This window comes from Limosilactobacillus sp. (genome assembly GCF_022651205.1).
In the GTDB taxonomy this organism is placed as follows: Bacteria; Bacillota; Bacilli; order Lactobacillales; family Lactobacillaceae; genus Limosilactobacillus.
The window spans coordinates 197577-222257 of sequence record NZ_JALCQI010000001.1 but is presented as its reverse complement, the minus strand read 5'-3'; the positions used below and the strand labels follow the sequence as shown (position 1 = coordinate 222257).

Here is a 24681-nt window from a genome sequence, read left to right as displayed (position 1 = left end):
AGCTGGCTGGCAGTTCAAACGCTGATAAATCAGCATTTGACCAACCCCTAGTAGGCTAGCTTCGCGTCGTAGCCATCCTTGCGGAGGTGGGACAACGAACTAGGCAAGCTAGTTCTGTCCCACTCTCTTTCTTAAAGGTTAACTAAACCTGAACTATAATGGTGGTAGTAAGCTTTTGCTTAGTTAAAAGTAAGGAGTAATAATATGGATATTCAATCAAACATGCTAACACTTGCTGACGGAAATCAAATACCCCAAGAAGGCTTTGGACTTTATAAGATTACTGATCAGCAAACAATGGATTCTTCAATCAAAACAGCTTATGAGACTGGCTACCGACTGTTCGATACCGCTCAACTATATAAAAACGAGACCGAAGTTGGTCAAGCATTCAAAGATCTAAATATTTCCCGGGAAAACATTTTCGTTACGACAAAGGTTTCCGAAGCAAATCAGGGCTACCAAAGCACAATTGATTCTGTAAAAGAATCTCTCCGGAAACTTCAAATGGACTATGTTGACTTATTGCTAGTTCATTGGCCGATTCAACGAGCATTCTTTGACACTTGGCGTGCCTTTGAAGAATTAAAGAAAATGGGACTTACCAAATCAATCGGTGTCAGCAATTTTCAAATTATCCATCTCCAATATTTGGCAACTAAGGCTAACGAAATGCCAGTCGTTGACCAGGTTGAACTCCATCCTCGATTGACACAAAAGCCGTTGCTCAAGTATAACCAAGAACACAAAATCATTAGTCAGGCTTGGAGTCCACTTGGTCGAGGCACTGTCCTAAACATTCCTGAACTAAAAGCAATTGCTGACAAGTATGGCAAGTCCACCGCCCAGATCATCTTGCGGTGGCATCTTCAAAACGGGGTTTCGTTTATTCCTAAATCAGTTCACCCTGAACGGATTAAGCAAAATGCTGATATTTATGATTTTGAACTATCTCCAGCTGAAATGAAGCAAATTGATAATCTCAACCAATACAAGCGAACCGGACGCGAACCCGAACTAACTTACGAATACAACCACCAATACTAAAAGTGACTAATAATGGGCTTTCAAAGATGGAATGATTTTCCGTTTTGAAAGCCTTTAATAGTTTATTAACTTCTTCACTTTCTTATATTTAAGAGAGAAGACTTATAGCTACAAGTTTTCATTATCATTTTCATAATGTGCTGTTTCCATAGCGATGAAAATGATTACATTTTATTTGCTAAACGTTTGACATTTAAAAATAATCATTGTATATTATTTACACAAACTAAATGATAAGCGTTTATCAAAAATGATTTTGGAGAGTAATTTGTACTATGAATAATAAGAATTCAATGGTTACCAAACTCGCTTTCTTGTCTGTTTCCTTTATGGTTACTAGTGCATATGCGATTCAGGGTGCACTTCCTCAGTTAAAAGCTGCTTTAGGAATTACCCAAACGCAATCCGAATACCTAGTTACCACTCCTTCGTTTGCCGTAATGATTTTCGTGGTCCTATCTCCTTTAATTCAGGAATGGTTCCACATTTCAGATAAAAAAATCATCATGGCCGGGATTACTATTGTTGGGATTGCCGGTTTAGTACCTTTATTTGTAAGTAACTACGTCGTTATCCTCGTATCACGTCTTATTTTAGGTGCAGGGTACGGTTTATATAATTCACAAGCAATTTCCTTAATCTCAGTTTGGTATCAAGGTGAGACCCGAGCACAAATGCTTGGTTGGCGTGCTGCTGCCGAACAAATCGGTCAAGCTTGTACCCTAGCAATTGCCGGATTAATCTTAGGAATTGCAGGTTGGCATGGTGCCTTCCTAATTTATGCCTTAGCATTTGCAGTCCTTGTCTTCTTCGGTCTCCGTGTTCCCGAAGATAACCAATCTGAAGACGATGCGGTTAAAGCTGATGACATGCTTGATGATGATTCTGATAATAAGAAAATTACTAAAATTCATCCCGGTGTTTACGCCTTAGTTGTTTTTGCCTTTTTAATCAACATTGACTTTATCGGAATGGAAAACCGTTTCCCTGGACTGGCCGTTACGATTAACGGTGCTCATTACACTGGTGCCTCCATGTACCTTTCACTGATGCTCATTGGTGCAACACTTGGTGGTTTGTTCTATGGTGCAATTCAAAAACGTCTTGGCTTCGGTACGGTTTACTTTGGCCTCATCCTGATGGCCATTTCTAACTTCTTAATGGGCTTCTCCCATGACAATTACGTTATGTTGGTAACTGGTTTGCTCATCATGGGCTTCCCATTACAATTAGTTGCCCCATTAATTTTTAACCTCTTACCCGATTTAGCACCTGCTAATAGACAACCATTAGTTACTTCCCTATGCCTGATTGGTTTTAACTTTGGTGCCTTTTTCTCACCAACCGTCTGTGAATGGATTAACCATATAATGGGACAACCACTTTCTGGATTTGGCTTAGCTGCCCCATTCCCGGTATATGGAGTAATGCTTCTCTTAATCGGAGTAATCATCTTCTTTGCAACTCGTCACTCACAAAAAGCTTAATCAAAATTACCTAGGAGGATCTTAATTATGCCAATTCAAAACAAAGCAATGTTAATTACCTATTCTGACTCAATGGGAAAGAACATTAAGGAAACTCATGAAGTATTGAAGAACTACATTGGTGACGCTATTGGCGGTGTTCACTTACTACCATTCTTCCCTTCAACTGGTGACCGTGGTTTTGCACCATACCGTTACGATGTTGTTGATTCAGCATTCGGTGACTGGGATGATGTTGAAGCACTTGGTGAAGACTACTACTTAATGTTTGACTTCATGATTAACCACATCTCCAAAAAGTCAGTAATGTACCAAGACTTCAAGGAAAAGCATGACGACTCCAAGTATAACGACTTCTTTATTCGTTGGGAAAAGTTCTGGGAAGCAGCTGGTAAGGGTCGTCCTACTCAAAAAGATATTGACCTTATTTACAAGCGGAAAGATAAGGCTCCTGAACAAGAAATCGACTTTGCTGATGGTTCTAAGGAACACCTTTGGAATACTTTTGGTGAAGAACAAATTGATATCAATGTTAAGAGCAAAGTAGCTCAAGAATTCTTCAAGCAAACCTTAACTGACATGGTTAAGCACGGTGCTGACTTAATCCGTCTTGATGCCTTTGCTTACGCTGTTAAGAAGGTCGACACTAATGACTTCTTCGTTGAACCTGAAATCTGGGATCTCTTAAATGAAGTTCGTGACATTCTTGCCCCTTACAAGGCCGACATCTTACCTGAAATTCACGAACACTACACTATTCCAGAAAAGATTTCCGACCACGGTTACTTTGTTTACGACTTTGCATTACCAATGACCACCCTTTACACTCTCTACTCTGGTAAAACCAACCGTCTTGCTAAGTGGCTCAAGATGTCACCAATGAAGCAATTCACTACCCTTGACACTCATGACGGAATTGGTGTTGTTGATGCTAAGGACATTTTAACCGATGACGAAATCAAATACGCATCAAACGAATTATACAAGGTTGGTGCAAACGTTAAGCGGAAGTACTCAAGTGCTGAATACCACAACCTTGATATTTACCAAATCAACTCAACTTACTACTCAGCATTAGGTGATAACGACGATGCTTACCTCCTCTCACGTGCTATTCAAGTATTTGCTCCTGGTATCCCAATGGTTTACTACGTTGGTTTGCTTGCTGGTTCTAATGACCTTGAATTGCTCGAAAAGACTAAGGAAGGTCGGAACATCAACCGTCATTACTACACTAAGGATGAAGTAGCTAAGGAAGTTCAACGTCCCGTAGTTGCAAATCTCCTGAAGTTACTCTCATGGCGAAACAAGTTTGCTGCATTTGACCTCGATGGTTCAATCGAAGTTGAAACTCCAAGTGATACTACTATTAAGATCACCCGGAAGGACAAGGATGGTAAGAACGTTGCTGTCCTCGATGCCGATGCAGCTAACAAGACCTTTACCATTACTGCAAATGGTGAAGAAGTAATGAGCCAAAAGTAACTCATTAACTTAACCGACTAATAAACCCTTTCCAATCTCCAAGTTCGGTTAAAGTACAAGGCCGCCAATATCTGGTTAACTCAGATATTGACGGTCCTTTTTTGTTTTTAAAATGGTGAAGCTGGGAATTAACTTTCTCGGAGGGACGGTTGACTAACCTAGAACGATGAATGATGATGGAATCATCAGAGTCGTTCGTAGCCGAATAGGCTTGCTTCGCTGCGTTAGGCTCGAGTCCCTCAGTTACGATACGAAGTGAGCCTATTTGGATTCCCGCGATTAGACTCTGTAAGTTCGGAGATTACTGTATATTTAGAGGGTGAGAAAAAACGTTTAGTTTTTTCTCACCCTCTATCAACCTAATTACTCATCACCCGAAAGTGCACCGAGAAGAGCTAATGCCATGATGTACCATGCATTGGTATCATCAATCATCGGCAACTCACCTGTTTCACTCCCACTAGCATCACTAACTGCTTGTCCTTGAACCGGTTGTTGCGGTTGTGGTTGCGGCTGAGCTTCTGGTTGTACTTGAGGCTGTGGCTGTGGTGTAGGCTGTGCAGGTTGTGGTTGAACTTGCTGTTGAACAGGCTGCTGTTGTGGAGAAGACTGTTGTGGTGTGGCTTCCTGAATGACAACTTCTTGTGGTTCGCTAGTCTGCGGCTGTTGTGGCTGAACTACTTGCTGCGATTGTTGTTGCGGCTGTGGTTGTTGTGGAGCAACAGATACTGGCTGCTGTTGTGGTTGTTGTGATTGTGATCCTAATTGAACAACTACCTGCTGCGACTGTGGTGTCTGTTGTTGCGGTTGCTGTTGAACCATGATTCGTTGCTGACCAGTTGCCTGTGACTGAGGCTGTTGCTGACTAACTGGTTGTTGGACTACTGTCTCACCCGCAGGAGATTCTTCAATTACACCCTGATCACCACTGTTAGCAGCTGGTGTTGGTTGAGGGGTTGCCTGACGACGAAGTACAGTAACATTATAAGTTGCAATCGCGGGGGTATTGTTATCATCAGTTACCTGAATATTAACACCCTTTGGTTTTCCAAAGTACTCAAAGTCAGGTGAGAACGTAATTAGACCAGTACTTGGCTCCAAAATATAACTACCAATTCCTGTAATCGTAATCTTTTCAGCATTACTTACTTGACCATTAATGACAAAACGTGCTGGGTGGTTAGCATCGATCCGTGCCATCACCTGATCACTACCACTGGTAATTCGAACCTTGGATGTTTGACTTTGACCCTGTTCACCGATTGTTGGTGCGATCCGTGCACTTGGCCGAACTGCATCTACCGTTGGTTGGTACTGAAGATTCGTCTGTTCACCACTTGCCGAAGTAACGCGAATTGTAACCTTGTCCGGTTGACCAATAAAGTCCTTGTCCGGAACAAACGATACCATTCCTGTATTTGAATCAATTTGGTACATTCCAACCGTTTGACCATTCTTCGTTGCATTAACTTGTTTACTTGCTTGACCCTTAATAATAAAGTCGACTGGTGAATTAGGATCAATTGGTCTTCCCGGATCATTAGGGTTAGAGACAACCGTGATCTGCGACTCCTGAGTTATCCCCTGAAGTGCATGGGTATTTTGCAATTTAATTCCAAGAACTGCTTGGCTAAACGTTCCCCGATAACTGTGTCCATCAGTACCATATGCAATAAACTCAATTGGTTGCGGACGGCCAACAAATGTTCCACTTGGTTGGTAAACAATCTCATTATTTCTCCGGTCAATGCGGTACACACCAATCTTCTCGTCATTAAGAATGGCATCAAGAGTTTGTGAACCAGTTGCACTTCCATTGACCCAGAACTTGATATCCTTAACGCCAATGTTAGATGGCTTCTTTTGTTCAATCTCAGCTTTTGGATCTGTTTGCTGGTAGAACAAGTCAGTCGATGGATTATCTTCCTGAGTAATTACCGGTAAATTATTTTTAATTGAAATCTTAGCGTGCTGTTCTTTACCTTGCCAGCCAATGGTTGACGGGTTAGTTACTTCTCCACGAATAATTTGTGGGTGGAAACGGACAAAGCCAATGTAACCAAAATTATGGTCTGACAGAATTACGTATGCAGGCGCAATCGGTCCGGTGTAGGATTCATCTGTTAATTCAAAGCTAACATCAGCACCACGGTGAGCACCCTTTGATGTCAAAGTATAGGTACCAACATTAGTGTCTGGAACCGGACTTCCATCTTCAGCCATTTTCTGGGCTACCATTTTAACCGAATTTCTCCCGGTATCAATGTAGTTACCTTCAATCCAGATTGACGGATTTTCGCCAAAAGTTTGATTAAGGTTGTTAGTTAACGTCATTGGACCAAATGTTGCTGGCCACATCTCATCCCCTGAGGTGCTAACACTATAAAAGTGGTCCAATTCAATCTCTTGAACCTGGTTAGAAAGGTTCGCGGTTGTTTGACCAACCAAACTATAATAAACAATATAATAAACGTCCGTATCCTTTGTCGGATCATCAAGTGTTGAGGGGTCAAATGTATTAACAACATTCCCATTGTTCAATACGGAAGCATAACCACCTTCTACAGGAATCCGGATCTTGTTGAATGAACCATCCTCATTCCGTGTATAAGGAATCGAACGTAATTTCTCCTGCTTCAAAGCACGATCTAAGCTATGCAAAATGACAGAGCCATATTGCTCCTGACCATCATCTTCAAAATACTCATTATTAGCAGCAGCTAGTTGACCTGTATCTATTGCTTGATTTTGCTCACTGATATTCATTATCTCACCGTCACTTCACCTTATTGACCAAACTACGATCACAAATTAAAGCTCCCCGTTCATCGATCGCAGCAATAAATTGAACTTCGCGATATAATTTACTTTTTTCACTTATCATAGGCATTGTGAATAATTGCGCTAATAGATTAATAAAAAGAAGTCATATGATAAATAAACCATAAATTACTTAATTGGGTTCTCAAAATAAATCGTATATCTATTTTAACGTAAATGCAATTATTATCATACACTTATCAGCCCTAAATTAAATTTATAATGATATAACTTTTCTTCTTTCACCCCTTTAGAAGTTTCAATGATACAATAAAAGTGAAATTGATAATTTGTTATAGATTTTATGAAGGGAGTAATTCAAATGGTAATGGACCCAAGTAAGGCTCAGGATGTCTGGAAAGATGCCGGCGAACACGTTCAATTTACAGTTCTTGAACTTAACCGTAAGGATCAGGCAAAGGAACAAGAGGCAATTCAAGAATTTGTCGATCGGTACCAAGCAATTATCAGGTCGTTACGGATTCGGGATAACAAGGGGAACCTCAAGACTTCGCTAGGTTTTAGCAGTGATGCGTGGGATTACCTATTTCCAAACGCACCAAAGCCAAAGGAACTTGAACCATACCAGACCCTTTCTGGTGAAAAATACACGATGCCTGCTACAAAGGGAGATCTCTTCCTCCATATTCGAGCAAATGACGAGGCTGTAGTCTATGAACTTCTCCGTCAATGTCGGCTATTCCTAAAAGACTTCACCACCGTAATTGATGAAACAAAGGGCTTCCGCTATTTCGAAGGTCGGGCAATCATCGGTTTTATTGACGGGACAGAAGCACCACAAGTTGAAGATGCTGCGCATTACGCTATTATCGGCGACGAAGATCCGTTCTTTGAAAATGGTTCTTACGCTTTTGCTCAAAAATGGCGTCACCACATGGACATTTGGAACCACTTAACCACTGAAGATCAAGAAAAAGCCGTTGGCCGAAAGAAATTTAGTGACTTGGAACTTGAAGATCAAGAGAAGTTTGCTAATGCCCATAACGTTGCCTCTCAGGCTAAAATCAATGGAATCGAACAAAAGATTATTCGAATGAACGTCCCTTACTCTGACCCCGTTGCCGGTAACACTGGGACCTACTTCATCGGCTATTCTCGTTACTGGAAAGTTACTAAGACAATGCTCGAAAATATGCTCAAGAAAAATGACTACCTTCTTTCATTCTCTGACATTCTCTCCGGCCAACTCTTCTTCATCCCTTCCCGTCCTCTCTTAGACAAAATCGCGGAGGGAGAATTAAATTAGAGTGCGAGCAGGTAAAGTAGGCCCGTAAGACAACAATTTCTCCCGACTGGATGCTGAAAGCATCTGGGAGGGAGTTTGTTGTCTATAGGGGCTTCCCTGCGAGCACGTTTCGACTATGTTGCAGTAGAAATTAGAGCGTGAGCCAGCAAAGGACTTGCGGTTGGCTAACGATTTCTTCTGGCGAGGACGTGACTTGTTCACGTCTAGCCAGAAGGTCGTTAGCTCTAGCAAGTCCCTGGCGAACAGATCTTGACCATGTTGCAGTAGAACGAGGAAACTCGGGCGATGCACATTTCAGCTCAGTTGAATTCGAACGGTTAGCTCGAGAAACAACCTAAGATTAGTTCAGAACGAAAAATAAATCGTTCTGAACTTTTTATTACCTTAGAACCAGATTTAAACAGAATTCTGGAGACTTCAAGTCAACAAAAATGAGGCAAGTAAATACGTCTTTAAAAGATCGTGTTTACTTGCCTCATTTCAAATGATCGTTCACGTAAAGAATAGCGCCTTATTTTAATGTCTTTAACCAATCCAAGAATAAGGGGAACCACTTACTCATATGTTCGTCCACCCGGTTATGGTTAACAATTCCCGTGTACTTGTTTGCAAGCGCTAGGCCATGTGTCCCAGTACTAAATTCATGGAGTTCTACGGGGACTTGGTGCTCACGGAGAGTTTTCACATATGGCAAGATGTGGTCATTAAATGGTGTCACTTCATCATTAAATGAACCCCAAATAAAGGTTGCCGGAGTTTCTTTATTAACTAGGCGGGAAACATCTTCCGTGACGACTCCCATCCGTTGATCAATCGTTGGTTTAATTACCGGATAACCGAGGCCAACGAACTTCGCCTTAGTGTGGGCAATATTGCTATACGCTGCGGCTAATTGACCACCGGCAGAAAAGCCAAGAATACCTAGCCGATTAACATCAACGTCTAATTCGTCAGCATGAGCAACGATATGATCGAACGCTTGAGCAACCGCTGACTTAGCCGCCTGATAATCCTTATGTTCAACAACCGGATAGCGAACCACAAATGCTTGAAAGCCGTGACTAGCGAAAGTAATCGCTACCCGTTCGGAATCTCGCTCCATAATCTTGTTATAACTACCGCCGGGGATAATTACGACCGCGGGAAGTGGCTCATCACTATTGCTGTGATAAACATCTAGTGAAGAAAAAGACTGAAACAGTGAAACATTTTGAATATCCATTAACATCATCGCTCCTTTTTTTAGTCTTATCCCTATTTTCTTGCTTTTCAAATATGACTGCAAGTGGAATGAATTAAGCAATCGCTTACAGTTGGATTTATTTTGAAATTCTCTTGTTTATCTCCTAGGATCTGCTAAAGTTATACAGGACTTAAGAGAGGGGATTTATTAAATAATGTCAATTTTTAAAACAAAGAGCTTCTGGTTAGCCGCCATCATGACGTTAATCTGTGCGGTTGCCGGGGTTCTACTAGCAAAGTTACCATACGTTAACTTAATTGGTGCCTTGGTCATCGCATTGCTGCTGGGGATTGCAATGCAATTAACCCCGGCGAAGCTTCAAGCAGACGCAAAGCCGGGGATGGGATTTATCTCAAACAAGTTTTTGCGTTTAGGAATCATCCTGTTGGGGTTCAGGCTTAATTTGGAATCACTGGCCCAAGCTGGGATCAAGACCATCCTGGTTGCAATGGTTGGTGTTACCGGAACGATTTGCCTTACCTACTGGCTCAGTCGTAAATTTGGCGCTGAAGATGAACTGGCAATTCTTTCTGCCTGTGGCTGTGGGATCTGTGGTGCTGCCGCTGTAATGGGTGTTTCACCACAGATTGAAACAGATGATGAGGAACGAAAGCGTGAAAACGAGGTCCTTGCAGTTGCCGTTGTTTGCGTAATGGGAACCGTCTTCACCTTAATCGAAATTGGACTCAAGCCTATCTTAGGGTTAACTGCCCCACAATTTGGAATCGTTGCTGGGGGCTCACTTCATGAAATTGCCCACGCGGTTGCTGCTGGTGGCGCCTTTGGTGAAGCAAGTTTAGATAACGCACTGATCATGAAGCTTTCACGGGTCCTCCTCCTTGCTCCGGTTGCCCTAATCGTTGGTTACTGGTACCAACACAGACTAATCCGGGAAAGAATGGAAGAGCATGAACAAGCTCCAAAGAAATTACCAATCCCATGGTTCCTTGGCGGCTTTATCCTTACAAGCATCCTCGGAACGTTCCTGCCACTTTCCGCTGGCCTGCTTGACGGATTTGTTCAGGCAGCGTACATCTTCTTAGGAATGGCCATGGCCGCTTTAGGGATTTCCGTTAACTTTAAAGTAATCTTTAAGCGTGGTGGAGCAGTTTTTGGTGCTGCTGCAATTAGTTCAACTTGTCTGTTGATCTTCATGATTATTATGAGTCGGTTATTCTTCTAGAAATAAGTTGAGAATTTGAAAAGTATTGGTGTATAAACGACGCAGTACACAAATGGGCTTCAGTGCTCGGAAAAATCCGAACGCTGAAGCCCTAGTTTTACTGTAGTATAGTCGAAACATGCTCGCCAGGAACTCGCTAGAGCTAGCAGTTCTACTGCAGCATAGACTAAACGTGTTCAGCCTAACCTTCCTCGAGCTAGCTTCCGACTGCAACATAGCCAAGATCTGCTCGCCAGGAACTCGCTAGAGCTAGCAACCTCCTTCCTAGGCGCAAGTCGCCTTCGTCAGGAGAAATTGCTAGCTTTCCGCGAGTTCTATGCTGGCTCGCACTCTATCTCCGTGCCACCAATATTCTTGTTTTTAACCATGGGCCGCCCCACCAGCCGGTGACACCGGTTGGGACTACTCGAACATTTTGAAAGCCCATTTGGTTAAGAAGGGGCCGGTACTGTTGGAGATCACCAAAGTCAACGATGATTAACGTTCCTTCTGGTTTCATTACCCGAACTGCTTCTTGGATTGCCCGTCCCCGGTTAATTGCCGGACTAACAGTATGAAACGTAAAGGCGGAAAAAACGTAATCATAGTGCCGACTTTCTAACGGGAGGTTTTGTAAACTCCCCTCTACCAGTTCCGCCCGGTCAGCGACGCGATTTTCCTTAATTCGTTTCTGCTCCTGCTTAGCAATATTTTCGTTACCAGTATTAACCCCGGTAACCTTTCCTGGAGCCTTTAACAACTTTGCAACGTTAATAAATAGGCCAGCATAATTCAAACCCAGAATTGCCACACGAGATTTAGTGGGTATTTTTAAATCCCCAAGAACTTGATTCCAGATCAAGTGGCGCCCACGAAATAGCGTGTTGCAATAAATTAAAATAGCTAGTAGGACTAAAACAATAATAATGGTTAATAATACTTTCATGATCTTCCTCTTCCTAAACTAAGCCACGATGCTGTTAAGTCTCTTAATATCTTTCAAGTCACCAACTACCGTAATTTTATCATGTGGTCTGATCTTATCATTGGCTTGGGGCATCTGGTTAACATTATCCTCAGCATCGACAATAATAATGACGTTAACGTTGAACCGGTTCCGGAAGTCCAGCTCGTCCAGCGTCTTACCGAAGAACTTTGGGTTATTGATATTAACTTCAGCAAGGGTTACTTCTTTGCTTAGTTGAACATAATCGACCACACCCGGATTTAGTTGTTGAAAGACCAAGCGCTTCGCTAAGTCATGTTCTGGACGGACAACCTGATCAGCACCGATCTTTTCTAGTACTCGGGCATGATTAGCGTTCTCGGCCCGGCAAATAACGTCCTTTGCTCCTAGCTCCTTTGCGATCAGGGTCACCATGATACTTGCTTCCACATTCTTACCAATTGAAACGTAAATATGGTCAAAACTACCAATGTCGAGATCCCGAAGTGCATCTTCATCTTGTGCATCTGCAATTACAGCCCGCATCACGGAATCAGCGTACTCGTTAATTACTTCTTCATTACTATCAATTGCTAAGACTTCTTGCCCCGCTTGTACTAACGATTTACAAATTGAAGAGCCAAACTGCCCTAGCCCGATTACGGCATAACTCTCACGTTTAGCCAATTAAGACACCTTCCTTTGGATAACGGTATTCTCGCTGCTTTGGTTGTGCATTTAAAATCGAATACATGACGGTATAAATTCCGACCCGACCAATAAACATTAAAAACATAATAATTAATTTACCAACAAAATTCAGGCTCGGCGTAATTCCAAGAGAAATCCCGGTTGTCCCAAAAGCGGCTGTTGCTTCAAACGTGACGTAGGTTAATGAATCGTGACGCGGCAGTGCCTGGGTTTCCACAAGGATCAAAATTGAAATCATCAAAATCGCAAAGGCGACAAATAGTAACGTCAATGCCCGGAAAACATTCTTATCGGTAAACCGACGATGAGCAAATGTTGTATCTCGTCGACCACGCAAAGTTGCAATGCTTTGAAGCGTCAATAAACCAATCGTTGTTGTCTTAATCCCACCAGCAGTCGATCCTGGTGCACCACCAATGAACATTAAAATAATCGTGGTACTAATTCCAGCCGCACTTAATTTGGTATAGGGAACTGTAATTAAGCCAGCCGTCCGTGGTGTAATCGCCATAAAGATCGTGTTAATCACCCGCTGCGGATAGGACAATTCGCCACTAAACTGGTGTAAATTATGTTCGGTTAGGAAGTAAACAAGCAGCGAAATAACAAAAATAACTGCCCCGGTCCGTAAGACAAGGTGCGTATGCAACGATAAGTGATGATGTTTAGGGAAGTTAAGCAGATCCTGCCAAACTAAGAAACCGAATGATCCCGCAATAATTAAAATTGCCATTACCGTTAGAACATATGGATCATTAGCAAAATTCTCTAAACTATTTCCCGTTAAATCAAAGCCAGCATTACAAAACGCTGAGATCGAATGGAAGATACTAAACCAAAGGCCTCTTTTTAGACCATAGCGTGGATAGAAATCAATAAATAGCAGACCCATCCCCGCAATCTGAATAATAATTGATAAGCGGATAATGAGGTTAACAACATTTAATTGGGAAAGGTGATCAAGATTGAGTGCTTCCTGAGTTAAAAGCCTGGTCGACATTCGCATCCGCTGGTGAATCAGTAATGACATCATAACCGCAAATGTCATGAAGCCAAGGCCACCAACTTCCATTAACACGGCAATCACAAGCTGACCAAAGAATGACCAATAGGTTGCCGTTGGAACAAGTGTTAAGCCGGTAACACAGGTTGCACTAGTTGAAGTGAAAAATGCGGTCATAAAATCATCACTATGCCCCGAACGAGTCGCTATCGGTAATGATAGTAAAACCGTTCCGATCAAAATGATCGTTAAAAAGCCCCACGTAAGAATCTTGGGGAACGAATACTTATGGTTAAAAATCTCGATCATTAACTTTCCACCACCACTCTATAATTCAACCTATTTCCTATATTATCATTAACTCCCCTTTACTACCCATAACATTACCAAATTTAAGACAAAAAAGGCAACGATGTAATCCACCGTCGCCCTTTTTGTGATTCAAAGTAATTTATTGGATAAAACAATCCATAATTAGTTATATCATAAAATGATAATTTTGTCCCGTTTTCTTTACAAATACGGATCACTCTCATTAACCATCTAGTCCAAGATACCAGTCTTCGTAATGATCAAACATAATTCGGACTCCATTATTCCGGAGACTGTCAAAATAATCGTGATAATCAACTGATTGAGTCTTTTTTGTTTCACCTGTGATCTTATCTAATGTTTGACCGTCCAACCACCACGAACGATTAAACATCGCAATAAATTCTACCGGAATAACTGGCTCCTCCATCTGTCGATTAAACAATTCCTGATAGAGAACTCGCTTAGCGTTAAACCCGAATAATTTTTCATCAACAGATCCTGAACCATTTTGATACTTCTTTTCAACAATGAAAACTGTCCGTCGCTTAAAGTTAAAAAAGGCTTCATCAGGTTTCCAGAACTTATGATGGATATTCTTAATTCCATAAACCTGTTTTAAGACATTATAAAACTGAAACTGCTTGGTCACGACACCAATATCTTCATTTTTAATCCGATCATGGACAAGATAATGGCGATCTTTTGCCCCTTTCTTTACTAAGTTTTCTTTTTTAATCGGATATTCTGTTAACACATATCTTCCGTTAAAATCAGTTTCTAAGTGGTGAGCCAAATCAGTTTGTCGTTCAAAAGCAAGTCCATTTAAATTAGTATTTGCTCCACCCGTACCATTATCTATCATGCTTAATCTCCATAACTCGTGATAATTACTTCGCCAACTTTGCCACGCTTATTACCCTTTGAATTAACGCTCCGTCGAGCTTGCACGTGATGAATGTGAAAGTGCCGATCTGCATAAAGTTGCTCAATCAGCGGTACATCAGAATTGGACAACATTACCTTAACCCCACGCTCGGCCAACTGAAGTGCTAAATCACGTAATTCTTCTTGCTGGGTTAAACCAAAGCCATTTTTAGTGTAACTCGTAAATGCAGCCGTCTGGTTTACCGGAATATATGGCGGATCAAAATAGACAAAATCATCTTGTCCTGCACTTGTTACTGCGTCCCGGTAATCACCCTGAAGGATCTCAATATCATGGGTAGCTAAATAGTGATGATCATTACGGATTGCGTCAACAGGAACATTAACCTTTTTGTGGGCTCCATAGGGAACGTTATTTTGCCCCTTTGAATTAACCCGCCAAAGACCATTGAAACCGGCCTTATTCAAATAAATAAATCGGGCTGCACGTTCAACAGCGGACATCTTCGCTAAACGACCATCCCGATCAGCCAAGCGGATATTTAAGTAGTATTCTTTACTATCATTATTTGCGTGTTCACTAACCAATCTAATTAATTTCTCAGGCTGCTCTTTGACGACTTGCCAAGCATTAATTAATTCCTCATTAAAGTCGTTAATCGTTGCTTTCTCTGGGAGAAGATTAAGTAAGTTAGCCCCGCCACCAATAAACGGTTCAAAGTAGCGATTAAATTTTTGGGGATAATAGGACGTTAATTCAGTTAGTAATTGTCGTTTACCACCGACCCATTTTACAAATGGCATGGCGGTTGGTTGTTCTTCAGCTTTCACTCTATTCATTCCCATCATGATTATTTTTCCACCATTTTGGCAAATTAACGTTAATTTTTCGTCCTGGTTCATTAGCCAGTAGTAAAATAGCCTCCCCAGTCACCAATCGACTAATTTCATGTCGGTTAATTTTATCTGCATTTGTTAAACTAGCTAATTCTTCCGGACTCGTCAAGTGGTGCAATAATAGGTTAGCAAATTGTGACCGCAAGCGAGCCGGTAAATCCAGTGGCGATTGGGTCGTCAATGTCATTGATAAGCCAACCTTCCGTCCTTCACGCAGGACCTGAAAAATCCCGTTATCAGCAAGCTGATACTCATCTTTTGGTAGGTAGCGATGAGCTTCATCAAGCACAATATTAACCGGAAAATTATTAGGCTCTTGCAAGCGAACAGCTAGCAAGTTCTTTAATAGCAATGAAATCACTACCCTCTGCCTTGCTTCATACTGCTTCAAAACAGACAAATCGATCACTAACGTCCGGTGACTGCTTCGGTGCTCAAGAAACATTTTAATAATAAAGTTTAGTTCTGTCTTGAACACACCCGGGTGCGGCTCAGGATCAAAAAGCAAGCGGAAGGCATCACTAGCAAGATGTTGGCGAATCGTCGACAACATATTCCATTCCTGGTTAATGGTTTGCCGATCATACTGTTGTCCAAGCAATGAATAGTCTGCACGCTCATCTGGGTACGGGATCACAAACTCTTCAATGAGTTGATTAGCCAAGTTTTGGGGTGCAAATGACCTTGACCAGTCACTTAACTGGCTTAATTCTTTTTGATAATGAATAATTGGAACGTTAATTTTAACATATGGCTTATTCGATTGAACAATATTTTGTTGGATCCGCAGTGCATCGACTGCTTGTGATAGTTTATCGTTAAGAATCTGGTTACCATTAATTTGCAGTGCTTCGCGTAACTGATGAGCACTTAGTTGACCAGCTTCAAGATAAGCATTCTCCCCCAGCTTGTAGGTTACCGAATTAGGGAGTTTTGAGTATTCACCAGTTGGATCAAAGATAATTGTGGTGTAGCTCTCACGTTGTAAAGAATTAATCAAAGAAAGGGTGCTCGTGGTCTTGCCACTCCCGGTCTGACCAACAACTAGTAAGTGATGAGCAACTAATGAACGGGCATCCCCGATTGATTGTCCACTAGTCGTCGTTGCAAATGAAGTTTGATCCATAATAAGCCCTCCAAATTCTTTACTGAGTAGATTAATCTTTATTCTACTCTTTACTGCTCATTTGCGACAGTCTCAACAAGCTGTTTGGCTTCACGAACCCCAAACGAATGAGAGGACTTAAGCCGATACTGATGAGCTGTTAAGATTTGGTAGGCCTGGTTTCGGTTAATTTGCAATTGTTTAGCAAGTGGTTCGGTTATTAAGGTATAAAAAGCGAGTTCCCGTAGCTTAATTGCTAACTGCGCTCGAGCCTTAGTAAGGGTTAATGAACGAATTTCCTTCCAATTTTGGACTAAGAAACGACTCTTTCGTCTTTGCAGAGAATAGTTTATTCCGTTACTCTTAATCCGATGTAACTCTTGCAAACTCAACCCCTGCTCACTTAACCGATAATTGAGCAACGTAATCTGTTGGCTAATCTGCCGCCAGTCATCCGCAATCGAACTGAGTAACTGCTCGATCTGCTTCTTCGTTAATCGCGGCTTATTTCCCGCCTTCAACTGTTCAACTAAAGTTCGTAGTTCATGTTCATCGGTTTCGTACAATGGTAAATTAACCCTACTCAAAAGCTGACATCTTTGGAATAACACCGTGCTCTCACGATTTTTGAATCCGCCATGCTGACAGGCAAAGTCAAATAGTTCTTGAGGAAATCGCCGACCAGAAGAATATTCTAAGAGGATACTGTCCATATATAGGTGAACCTCGTTAACTCCCCGCTGAATCTCCTTCGCAACCGCGGTAGGAATACTGGCATGTTGTTGAAAATGGGTAATTCCTAAATAAAGCCGCCGCCCAGTCGAGCGCGAACGAAGGATAAACTGATTCTTTAACCGCCGTCCACAATCACAATAGAGGTTCTCACCTTTGTGATCATGGGATTGTTGGTACCATGGATCAATTGCAATCCCGATAAGCTGCCAATCAGTGTTCCTTAGATAATGACGAGTATGAAATTTAGAAAGCATCGTAAAGCGAGTAAACTCACTCAGGGCTTCAATCTGTTCAGCTGTTAATTCCCGTAGTATTTCATGACGACGCTGGGCCGTTAATGTTACAAGCTTTTCCATACTGTCTCTCCCAATTTAAAAGTACCTATCAAGGATAGGCGAACATTTGTTCAAAATCAACTATTTAAAGCAAAAAGATCAGCTCAGTCAATTAACTAAGCTGATCTAATATTGTGTTTCACTGCAACACAGTCGAGATCTGCTCGCCAGGAACTTGCTAGAGCTAACAAACTCCCTCCCAGATGCTTTCAGCATCCAGTCGGGAGAAATTGTTAGCTTTCCGCAAGTTCTTTGCTGGCTCGCACTCTATGCTCGTGACTTGTACGATCCATCAGTCGTGTTGATGATAAGCTTGTCACCGTTCTTGATAAAGGCAGGAACGTTAACAACTAAACCAGTAGTCATAGTAGCTGGCTTACCACCACCATCAATAGTGGCACCCTTGATCATTGGTTGGGTATCAGCAACTTCAAGTTCAACAGTGGTTGGTAATTCGATACCAACGATTTCACCGTCAACAAAGTTAACAGTAACCTTCATGTTTTCAACCAAGTACTTCTTATCATCGCCTAATTGGCTAGCAGAAACTTCGTATTGGTCGTAGTTTTCCATATCCATGAATACAGAAGCATCGCCTTGGTCATAAAGGTATTGTGCTTGACGCTTGTCAACAGTAACTTGTTCAACCTTTTCGGATGGACGCATAGTAGTGTGAACAATGGAACCAGTCCGTACGTCTTGGATGTCCATTTGCATCAAAGTGTTACCCTTACCTGGCTTGTGGTGGTTGATTTGGAGAACCCGGAGCAACTTGCCACCGCGTTCAAAAACCATCCCTTTTTTCAGATCGATTGTTTGAATCATAACTAAAAACTCCTTCATGTATTTTTGAACTACGCTCCCGCAATGGGAGTATGATCAGGGATCGCGTTGATCCCGTCCTCATGGCTTCGTTCGTAAATTTGCTCATAAAGCATTCACAACTTATTGTATCACACCTCTTGAGCCAATTTAGCGAAAATCACGAAATAGTCTTAAGCGTCCGCAACTTTTGTCCAATTCAACAATAGTGATGAAGTAACAACTGAAACCGAGCTAAATGCCATTGCCAAGGCGGCAAATTCTGGACTCAGGCTTAAACCAACCGCAACAAATACCCCGGCTGCAATTGGAATCCCGATAACGTTATAGATTAATGCCCAGAAAAGATTGAGCTTAATCCGACTAAATGTCTTCTGGCTGATTGATAATGCCCGGACAACACCACGCAAATCGTTTTGAATAAGCACAATGTCACCCGATTCGATTGCAATATCGGTCCCGGATCCCATGGCAATTCCAACATCAGCCATCGTTAACGCTGGTGCATCATTAATTCCGTCACCGACAAAGGCAACTTTTTGGCCGTCCTTTTGCAATGACTCAATAGCAGCTGATTTCTGGTTTGGCATCACTCCAGCAATCACGTCATCAATCCCAACCTGCTTGGCGATTGCTTGGGCAACTTCTTCGTTGTCACCAGTGATCATCACTGTCCGTAATCCACGAGCTTTCAGTTGATCAATTGCTTCGGCCGAACTTTCCTTCGGGGTATCCTGAATGGCAATTAAACCGATCACCTGATCACCGAGGCCAACATAAATCACCGTCTTCGCTTGACTCTGTAGCTGACTTGCCTGGTCTTCCAATTTCTGGTCAATCTTCTTGGCTAGTTTAGGACTACCAACAAATCCCAATTGTCCGTTGATTGTTGCGGTAACTCCTCGACCTTGGATTGCCTTAAAATCAGCAACCTCTTCAGGCTTAATCTTCAGTTTCTGACTACGATCAACAATTGCCTTTGCTAACGGGTGTTCTGAGGCAGCTTCAAGGCTAGCAGCAACTTTAAGTACTTGCTGTTCATCCCCCACAACATCAGTCACCGTTGGCTTACCAACCGTGATTGTTCCGGTCTTATCAAACGCAATCGTCCGAACATCATTAATCTCTTCAAGTGCTTCACCGTTCTTAATCAATACCCCCATCTTAGCTGCACGGCCGGTTCCGACCATTAAAGCAGTTGGGGTTGCAAGTCCCAGCGCACACGGGCAGGCAATCACGATTACCGCCACGGCAAAGAGCATCGCGTTGACCATCGTTGCACCAAGGAAGACATACCAGATTAGGAAAGTCAGAATTGCAATAATCAATACAGCAGGAACAAAGATCCCCGAAATCTTATCGGTTAAATTTTGGATCGGTGCATGACTTGTTTGGGCTTTCTTAACCATTTCCACAATCTGGGCAAGGACGGTTTCATTACCAACCTTCGTGGCCCGAAATTCGATTGATCCGTCACCGTTAATCGTTGAACCAATAACGTTATCACCAGTCTGTTTACTTACTGGCATACTTTCACCAGTCACCATTGATTCATCAACCGTAGTAGTACCTTTAACCACTACCCCGTCAACCGCGATCTTCTCTCCAGGCTTAACCTGAATAACATCGCCCTTTTTGACTTGATCTAATGGTACCTGAACGAACTTACCATCACGAAGGACACTCGCTTCTTTAACCTGTAAATCTAACAGTTTCTTCAGAGCGTTTGAAGCGTTATTGTGCATCCGCTCTTCCATCGTGTCCCCAAGCAACACGAATACGGCAATAAAAGCCGCACTTTCAAAGTAAACCGGTCGATTAGTAACCATCGCGAAAATACTATAAAAGTAGGCAATTCCGGTCCCAATGGCTACCAATGTATTCATGTTAGCATGGTGATTCTTAAAAGCAGCCCACGCGCTCGTCCAGTATGGCACAGCAGCAATCAACATTACCAGAGTAGTTGTAATTAAAGCGATCCAATTATATCCGGGCATCATCCAATGAAATGGCATTGCCAACATCTGGATGATCATTGGAATGATTAAGACAAATGAAATCCAAAAACGCTGGATACTAGAAAGCTTCATTACTTAACGACCACCTTTCCGTGGAACATGTCCATCCCACAGGCAAAGTTGTATTCACCGGCCTTGTCCGTTGGAATGTTAATTGAGGTTACCTTCTGCTTAGTTAGGTCCTTATCAACACCCAACTTGTCAAACACAACATGGGATAAGCATGCTGTTCCATCCTTCATTTCAAAGTTAACGGTTGCTGGAACACCCTTCTTCAAAACAACCCGTTCAGGAGAATAGCCACCATGAACTACGATATTAGCGGTTTGTTGCTGGTTATTAACTTGAGCCTTTGCACTACTCTCAGTGTGCTTACCAAAGAACCACCAAATAATTCCCACGATCAAAGCAATTGCAACAATTAAAGCAATAATTTTTACCATAATAATTTCCTCCAATTTATCGTTTACGAATGTAATCTATAATTCTATTATAGGATTAGATTTACATTTGTCAACAGTAAACTATTGGTACAGTAGCCGAATGGTTTTTCGGTCATTCTTGGTGATTCCGGTACGAATGTTTCGGGGAACCATCACGCTATGTTCGTACTCAGGAGCGTGGGCTAACCCTAAAGCATGGCCTAGCTCATGTTGAGCAACTTCACTCCGGAAATTTTCATTAGTGTAGTCTAACTGGTACGGATCAAGAATCGAGGTTGCCTTATATAATTCATGGGTGTCAGGATCGTACTCTGTCTTGGTTTCACCTAATTGGGACGTTTGGTAGCCAACCCCAGTATTCGTATTGTGGGCTGAAAGGTCACTGTCGGTCGCGATGATATTGGCCTTCTCCTCATCTTTTGTCCACTTAATCTTAATTACCTTAACCCGATTCCACTTCTTTACCGCGCTCCGGAAAGCCGCCTTTAGCTGCGGATCAGTGGTTCGCATGTAGATCAAGATTTTCTTTTTCCGCCAACGAATTCCTTCGAGAGGTGTCGGTGTATCTCGTGGAATTGCTAATTTTTGCCTACTTGGCGTCTGTGATGAATCGTTAAAACTAAAGTCAGTTGAACTGCTATCTTCAGCATCCTGACCAAAATAATTTGTCGGTAGGGACGAACTATCATCAGCTTGAACTGAGTGATCAACCACTCCAACAGCAATAATCGCTAATAGGATTAATAAATATCGACGCATCGGCTCCCCCTCCTTTCTCTGCCCGATTTTAAAAATCGTCCTTCAATTCGTCAAGAATAAGGTCCTGATAAATTGAAAGACGGTTCCAATTATTTAATGATATTTTTGTTAATCAATGACAACGTATGACTTAATTACTTGACGATCAGCCATTGCTTTGTAAGCATCTTGAATTTGATCAAGGGTAAAACTCTTCGTAAAGACCTTTCCCGGATTGATTTCGCCATCAAGAACGGCCTTGAGAAGGACAGCCTTGTCGTAAGTAGTAACAGAGGCTGGGCCACCGGCAACGATCGTGTTTTTGTAGAATGGGGTAGTCATATCTTGTTTTGGAGTGTGTGGCAAGCCAACACGACCAACGATGGCACCTGGACGACCAACCTTCATTGCGGTATCAGTTGATTGTTCAGTCCCAACACATTCAAGAACGGCATCTGCACCATCACCATGGGTCAATTTCATAATCTTCTTAACGGCTTCGTCACCACGATCAGCAACGTTATCGGTAGCTCCGAATTCCTTAGCCAGTGCCTCACGGTCAGCGTGACGACTTGTTGAGATAATCTTCTTTGCCCCACGCATCTTAGCAGCGGTAATTGCACAAAGGCCAACAGCACCGTCACCCATAACAACAACGGTATCGCCAGCCTTAACGTTAGCAACCCGGGCAGCATGATAACCAGTAGCCATTACATCAGCAAGGGTTAACAATGACTTCAGTATCCCTTCACTGTAGTCACTTGGTTGGCCTGGCACTTTAACGAGTGACCATTGACCATGAACGAACCGGTAGTATTCGCCTTGAACACCGTTACTGAAGTTATCGTCATGGTCCTCACAAGAGCCATCAAATCCAGCACGACAAGCAGCACAGTGACCACAACCATGAGTAAATGGTGCAATTACGAAATCACCAGGCTTGACGGTGGTAATATCATCCCCAACTTCTTCAACAATTGCCAATGCTTCATGACCAGAGTTCTCTTCGCCACCCTTTAGTGGGTTAATCCCCCGAAAGTACCAGAGGTCAGAACCACAAACACAGGTCCGCACAATCTTCAAAATCACGTCATCTGAAGCTTGAATGGTTGGCTTATCAACGTCCTTCAATTCCATTTGACCTGCTTTGGCAAAAAACGCTTTTTTCATTTTAACTACTCCTTCCAATTACCAATCTACCCTAATTATAGGACTTCTTGCCGCTAAGCAGAAATGCTTAGTTACTATCGACTAATATTCACTAAACGAATACTAAATGCCGATTAAGTCCTTAAACATAAAGAAGATGATCGGAATTAACAATGCCGGCAAGAGGTTCAACGTTTTGAGATCACGAATCTTTAGCAAATCAATTCCCGTTGTTGCAATCAGAAATCCCCCAACGATTGAAATTTCCGTAATCAACGGACCAGAGAAAAACGTCGCCGAAAGAAACTTTGCTACTAGGTAGATACTCCCCTGCCAACACAACAGGACTGGTGCACAAAGGAGCATTCCCCAGCCAAAACTTGCACCGAAAACCATCGCGGTCACTAAATCTAACATTGCATTGGTCATCAACATGGTCTGATCGCCCTTAACTGCCGCCATTACTGGTCCCACAATCGACAGGGCACCAATGCAGTACAGCAAAAGGCCAGTCGCCAGTCCCTTTCCTAACTGTGACTTACCACCACAACGCTTAACTAACCGATCGAAGTGTTGCACCACGTTCCAAGACAAGCACCGATTGCTAAACTCACGATGAACATCACGGGGTATTGACTCTTGGATAAGCCATTAACAACGTACTCCATTCCGATCCCCAGTGCCGCCAATCCCATAGCGGTAAACAATGCTTCTTCATATTTCTTTTGTAATCCGCCCTTTATTAGGCAGCCAATCGTTGTTCCAACTAAAATTGCACAAACATTTGTCAGTGTTCCAATCATTATCTCTCAACCATATTCTTCAATCTTATTCTGTAATCGGGTACTTAGCTGTTAACTCACTTACACCTTGAGCGACCTCTTTGCGAACATTCTCATCATCCGCGTTGTTTAATAACTTAATGATCAAGTCAGCCACTTGGCGAACGTCTTCTTCCTTGAAGCCACGACTTGTGACCGCTGGTGTTCCAATTCGCAAACCACTGGTAACAAATGGGCTTCGCTGGTCGTTCGGAATTGACTCCTTATTAGTTGTAATATGAACGCTATCTAGCAGATCCTGCGCATCCTTACCGGTAATTCCGGTCTTGGTGATATCAATAACCATTAAGTGGTTGTCGGTACCACCAGATACAACCCTGATCGTGTCAGACTGATTAAATTCATCTGCCATCGCCGCAGCATTCTTAACCACTTGGTTGATGTAATCCTTAAATTGTGGCTGAAGATCTTCATAGAATGCCTGAGCTTTCCCGGCAATCACGTGTTCTAGCGGACCACCCTGAGTTCCTGGGAAGAGGGCTGAATTAATCTTCTTACCAATTTCTGGTGACTTAGAAAGAATCATCCCACCACGAGGGCCACGGAGAGTCTTGTGAGTAGTCGTTGTCACAACGTCTGCAATTGGCACCGGACTCGGGTGAGCACCCGTAGCTACCAATCCAGCAATGTGGGCCATATCAACCATTAAGTAGGCCCCAACTTCATCCGCAATTTCACGGAACTTTTGCCAATCAATAATCCGACTGTATGCTGAAGCACCGGCAATAATCAGACTTGGGTTGATCTCAAGTGCTAACTGTTCGATCTGATCGAAGTCTAGTTCTTCGGTCTTAGGATTCAAACTATAACTATATGATTCATAAACCTTACCGGAGAAGTTTACCTTAGATCCATGAGTCAAATGTCCACCAGCATCCATTCCCATTCCGAGGATCTTGTCCCCTGGTTTAAGGAGTGCCTGATAAACCGCCATGTTAGCTTGTGAGCCTGAGTGGGGTTGAACATTTGCATATTCGGCATTAAAGAGCTTCTTTGCGTAGTCAATTGCCAGTTGTTCGACTTGGTCAATGTACTGACAACCACCATAGTACCGTTTGCCAGGGTAACCTTCAGCATACTTGTTGGTTAATACAGAACCCTGTGCTTCACGGACTTCCTTAGATACGATATTCTCAGAAGCAATCAGCTCAATTGTATCCTGCTGTCGTTGCTCCTCATTTTTAATTGCTGCCCATAATTCTGGTGACTTTCCTGCATAATCCATC

At 42.5% G+C, this 24681-nt stretch carries 20 protein-coding genes and 1 pseudogene; 5 read left to right on the top strand and 16 right to left on the bottom strand.

What is annotated here, in order from left to right; genetic code table 11:
* Positions 1 to 204: 204 nt before the first annotated feature.
* The 3 genes from LKJ51_RS00870 to gtfA all read left to right on the top strand — a co-directional run bounded on the left by LKJ51_RS00870 (position 205) and on the right by gtfA (position 4019).
* Positions 205 to 1047 carry an aldo/keto reductase gene (locus LKJ51_RS00870; RefSeq protein WP_291979377.1) on the top strand — a complete coding sequence of 281 codons (843 nt, stop codon included), beginning with the start codon at positions 205 to 207 and terminating at the stop codon, positions 1045 to 1047.
* Between the two features lie 275 nt (positions 1048 to 1322).
* A complete protein-coding gene (locus tag LKJ51_RS00865; RefSeq protein ID WP_291979378.1) occupies positions 1323 to 2534 on the top strand; it encodes an MFS transporter in 1212 nt (403 codons plus the stop codon).
* Between the two features lie 27 nt (positions 2535 to 2561).
* A complete protein-coding gene (gene gtfA / locus LKJ51_RS00860; RefSeq protein WP_291979379.1) occupies positions 2562 to 4019 on the top strand; it encodes a sucrose phosphorylase in 1458 nt (485 codons plus the stop codon).
* A 363-nt stretch (positions 4020 to 4382) separates the two neighbouring features.
* Here the strand turns inward: gtfA and LKJ51_RS00855 are convergent, their stop codons facing one another.
* The gene (locus LKJ51_RS00855) at positions 4383 to 6785 is read right to left on the bottom strand and encodes a hypothetical protein (protein WP_291979380.1); all 2403 of its coding nucleotides are present in this window, start codon (positions 6783 to 6785) and stop codon (positions 4383 to 4385) included.
* A gap of 376 nt (positions 6786 to 7161) precedes the next feature.
* Here LKJ51_RS00855 and LKJ51_RS00850 point away from each other — a divergent pair, with 376 nt between their 5' ends.
* Positions 7162 to 8106, top strand: coding sequence for a Dyp-type peroxidase (locus tag LKJ51_RS00850; protein WP_291979381.1), 945 nt, complete (start codon positions 7162 to 7164; stop codon positions 8104 to 8106).
* A 511-nt stretch (positions 8107 to 8617) separates the two neighbouring features.
* Here LKJ51_RS00850 and LKJ51_RS00845 read toward each other — a convergent pair.
* A complete protein-coding gene (locus LKJ51_RS00845) occupies positions 8618 to 9328 on the bottom strand; it encodes an alpha/beta hydrolase (protein WP_291980038.1) in 711 nt (236 codons plus the stop codon).
* Between the two features lie 175 nt (positions 9329 to 9503).
* On the opposite strand from LKJ51_RS00845, the gene LKJ51_RS00840 reads away from it, so the two are divergent.
* Positions 9504 to 10532, top strand: coding sequence for a YeiH family protein (locus tag LKJ51_RS00840; protein WP_291979564.1), 1029 nt, complete (start codon positions 9504 to 9506; stop codon positions 10530 to 10532).
* A 331-nt stretch (positions 10533 to 10863) separates the two neighbouring features.
* On the opposite strand, the gene LKJ51_RS00835 is transcribed toward LKJ51_RS00840, so the two are convergent.
* The 14 genes and pseudogenes from LKJ51_RS00835 to glyA form a co-directional block, all read right to left on the bottom strand.
* Complete coding sequence (locus LKJ51_RS00835; RefSeq protein ID WP_291979565.1) at positions 10864 to 11457, bottom strand: class I SAM-dependent methyltransferase; 594 nt, start codon at positions 11455 to 11457, stop codon at positions 10864 to 10866.
* Between the two features lie 18 nt (positions 11458 to 11475).
* The gene (locus LKJ51_RS00830) at positions 11476 to 12144 is read right to left on the bottom strand and encodes a potassium channel family protein (protein ID WP_291979566.1); all 669 of its coding nucleotides are present in this window, start codon (positions 12142 to 12144) and stop codon (positions 11476 to 11478) included.
* Positions 12137 to 13480, bottom strand: coding sequence for a TrkH family potassium uptake protein (locus LKJ51_RS00825; RefSeq protein ID WP_291979567.1), 1344 nt, complete (start codon positions 13478 to 13480; stop codon positions 12137 to 12139). The genes LKJ51_RS00830 and LKJ51_RS00825 overlap by 8 nt, the downstream gene beginning before the upstream one ends.
* A 226-nt stretch (positions 13481 to 13706) precedes the next feature.
* Positions 13707 to 14348 (bottom strand): hypothetical protein, encoded by a 642-nt coding sequence (locus LKJ51_RS00820; RefSeq protein WP_291979568.1) that lies wholly within the window; start codon positions 14346 to 14348, stop codon positions 13707 to 13709.
* Between the two features lie 2 nt (positions 14349 to 14350).
* Positions 14351 to 15211: a DNA adenine methylase gene (locus LKJ51_RS00815; RefSeq protein WP_291979582.1), complete on the bottom strand. Its 861-nt coding sequence runs from the start codon at positions 15209 to 15211 to the stop codon at positions 14351 to 14353.
* A complete protein-coding gene (locus tag LKJ51_RS00810) occupies positions 15204 to 16394 on the bottom strand; it encodes an ATP-binding protein (RefSeq protein ID WP_291979570.1) in 1191 nt (396 codons plus the stop codon). The genes LKJ51_RS00815 and LKJ51_RS00810 overlap by 8 nt, the downstream gene beginning before the upstream one ends.
* A 50-nt stretch (positions 16395 to 16444) precedes the next feature.
* On the bottom strand, positions 16445 to 17464 hold the full coding sequence (locus LKJ51_RS00805) for a hypothetical protein (RefSeq protein ID WP_291979571.1): 1020 nt from the start codon (positions 17462 to 17464) through the stop codon (positions 16445 to 16447).
* Positions 17465 to 17710: 246 nt separating this feature from the next.
* Entirely contained in the window at positions 17711 to 18268 is a 558-nt protein-coding gene (gene efp / locus LKJ51_RS00800; RefSeq protein WP_291979572.1) for an elongation factor P, read from the bottom strand.
* Between the two features lie 170 nt (positions 18269 to 18438).
* Positions 18439 to 20355, bottom strand: coding sequence for a copper-translocating P-type ATPase (locus tag LKJ51_RS00795; RefSeq protein ID WP_291979573.1), 1917 nt, complete (start codon positions 20353 to 20355; stop codon positions 18439 to 18441).
* Entirely contained in the window at positions 20355 to 20726 is a 372-nt protein-coding gene (locus LKJ51_RS00790) for a cupredoxin domain-containing protein (RefSeq protein ID WP_434737660.1), read from the bottom strand. The genes LKJ51_RS00795 and LKJ51_RS00790 overlap by 1 nt, the downstream gene beginning before the upstream one ends.
* Before the next feature lie 81 nt (positions 20727 to 20807).
* Positions 20808 to 21485 carry a M57 family metalloprotease gene (locus tag LKJ51_RS00785; protein ID WP_291979574.1) on the bottom strand — a complete coding sequence of 226 codons (678 nt, stop codon included), beginning with the start codon at positions 21483 to 21485 and terminating at the stop codon, positions 20808 to 20810.
* A 108-nt stretch (positions 21486 to 21593) separates the two neighbouring features.
* Entirely contained in the window at positions 21594 to 22634 is a 1041-nt protein-coding gene (locus tag LKJ51_RS00780; protein ID WP_291979575.1) for a zinc-binding dehydrogenase, read from the bottom strand.
* Between the two features lie 102 nt (positions 22635 to 22736).
* A pseudogene (locus LKJ51_RS00775) lies at positions 22737 to 23416 on the bottom strand (DUF554 domain-containing protein).
* A 25-nt stretch (positions 23417 to 23441) separates the two neighbouring features.
* Entirely contained in the window at positions 23442 to 24680 is a 1239-nt protein-coding gene (glyA, locus tag LKJ51_RS00770) for a serine hydroxymethyltransferase (RefSeq protein ID WP_291979577.1), read from the bottom strand.
* Position 24681: the final 1 nt, after the last annotated feature.

Bases quoted from the DNA above. Each gene is read 5' to 3' on its own strand.
- LKJ51_RS00870 (WP_291979377.1), top strand. From the start codon at position 205: ATGGATATTCAATCAAACATGCTAACACTTGCTGACGGAAATCAAATA.
- LKJ51_RS00865 (WP_291979378.1), top strand. From the start codon at position 1,323: ATGAATAATAAGAATTCAATGGTTACCAAACTCGCTTTCTTGTCTGTT.
- gtfA (WP_291979379.1), top strand. From the start codon at position 2,562: ATGCCAATTCAAAACAAAGCAATGTTAATTACCTATTCTGACTCAATG.
- LKJ51_RS00855 (WP_291979380.1), bottom strand. From the start codon at position 6,785: ATGAATATCAGTGAGCAAAATCAAGCAATAGATACAGGTCAACTAGCT.
- LKJ51_RS00850 (WP_291979381.1), top strand. From the start codon at position 7,162: ATGGTAATGGACCCAAGTAAGGCTCAGGATGTCTGGAAAGATGCCGGC.
- LKJ51_RS00845 (WP_291980038.1), bottom strand. From the start codon at position 9,328: ATGGATATTCAAAATGTTTCACTGTTTCAGTCTTTTTCTTCACTAGAT.
- LKJ51_RS00840 (WP_291979564.1), top strand. From the start codon at position 9,504: ATGTCAATTTTTAAAACAAAGAGCTTCTGGTTAGCCGCCATCATGACG.
- LKJ51_RS00835 (WP_291979565.1), bottom strand. From the start codon at position 11,457: ATGAAAGTATTATTAACCATTATTATTGTTTTAGTCCTACTAGCTATT.
- LKJ51_RS00825 (WP_291979567.1), bottom strand. From the start codon at position 13,480: ATGATCGAGATTTTTAACCATAAGTATTCGTTCCCCAAGATTCTTACG.
- LKJ51_RS00820 (WP_291979568.1), bottom strand. From the start codon at position 14,348: ATGATAGATAATGGTACGGGTGGAGCAAATACTAATTTAAATGGACTT.
- LKJ51_RS00815 (WP_291979582.1), bottom strand. From the start codon at position 15,211: ATGAATAGAGTGAAAGCTGAAGAACAACCAACCGCCATGCCATTTGTA.
- LKJ51_RS00810 (WP_291979570.1), bottom strand. From the start codon at position 16,394: ATGGATCAAACTTCATTTGCAACGACGACTAGTGGACAATCAATCGGG.
- LKJ51_RS00805 (WP_291979571.1), bottom strand. From the start codon at position 17,464: ATGGAAAAGCTTGTAACATTAACGGCCCAGCGTCGTCATGAAATACTA.
- efp (WP_291979572.1), bottom strand. From the start codon at position 18,268: ATGATTCAAACAATCGATCTGAAAAAAGGGATGGTTTTTGAACGCGGT.
- LKJ51_RS00795 (WP_291979573.1), bottom strand. From the start codon at position 20,355: ATGAAGCTTTCTAGTATCCAGCGTTTTTGGATTTCATTTGTCTTAATC.
- LKJ51_RS00790 (WP_434737660.1), bottom strand. From the start codon at position 20,726: ATGGTAAAAATTATTGCTTTAATTGTTGCAATTGCTTTGATCGTGGGA.
- LKJ51_RS00785 (WP_291979574.1), bottom strand. From the start codon at position 21,485: ATGCGTCGATATTTATTAATCCTATTAGCGATTATTGCTGTTGGAGTG.
- LKJ51_RS00780 (WP_291979575.1), bottom strand. From the start codon at position 22,634: ATGAAAAAAGCGTTTTTTGCCAAAGCAGGTCAAATGGAATTGAAGGAC.
- glyA (WP_291979577.1), bottom strand. From the start codon at position 24,680: ATGGATTATGCAGGAAAGTCACCAGAATTATGGGCAGCAATTAAAAAT.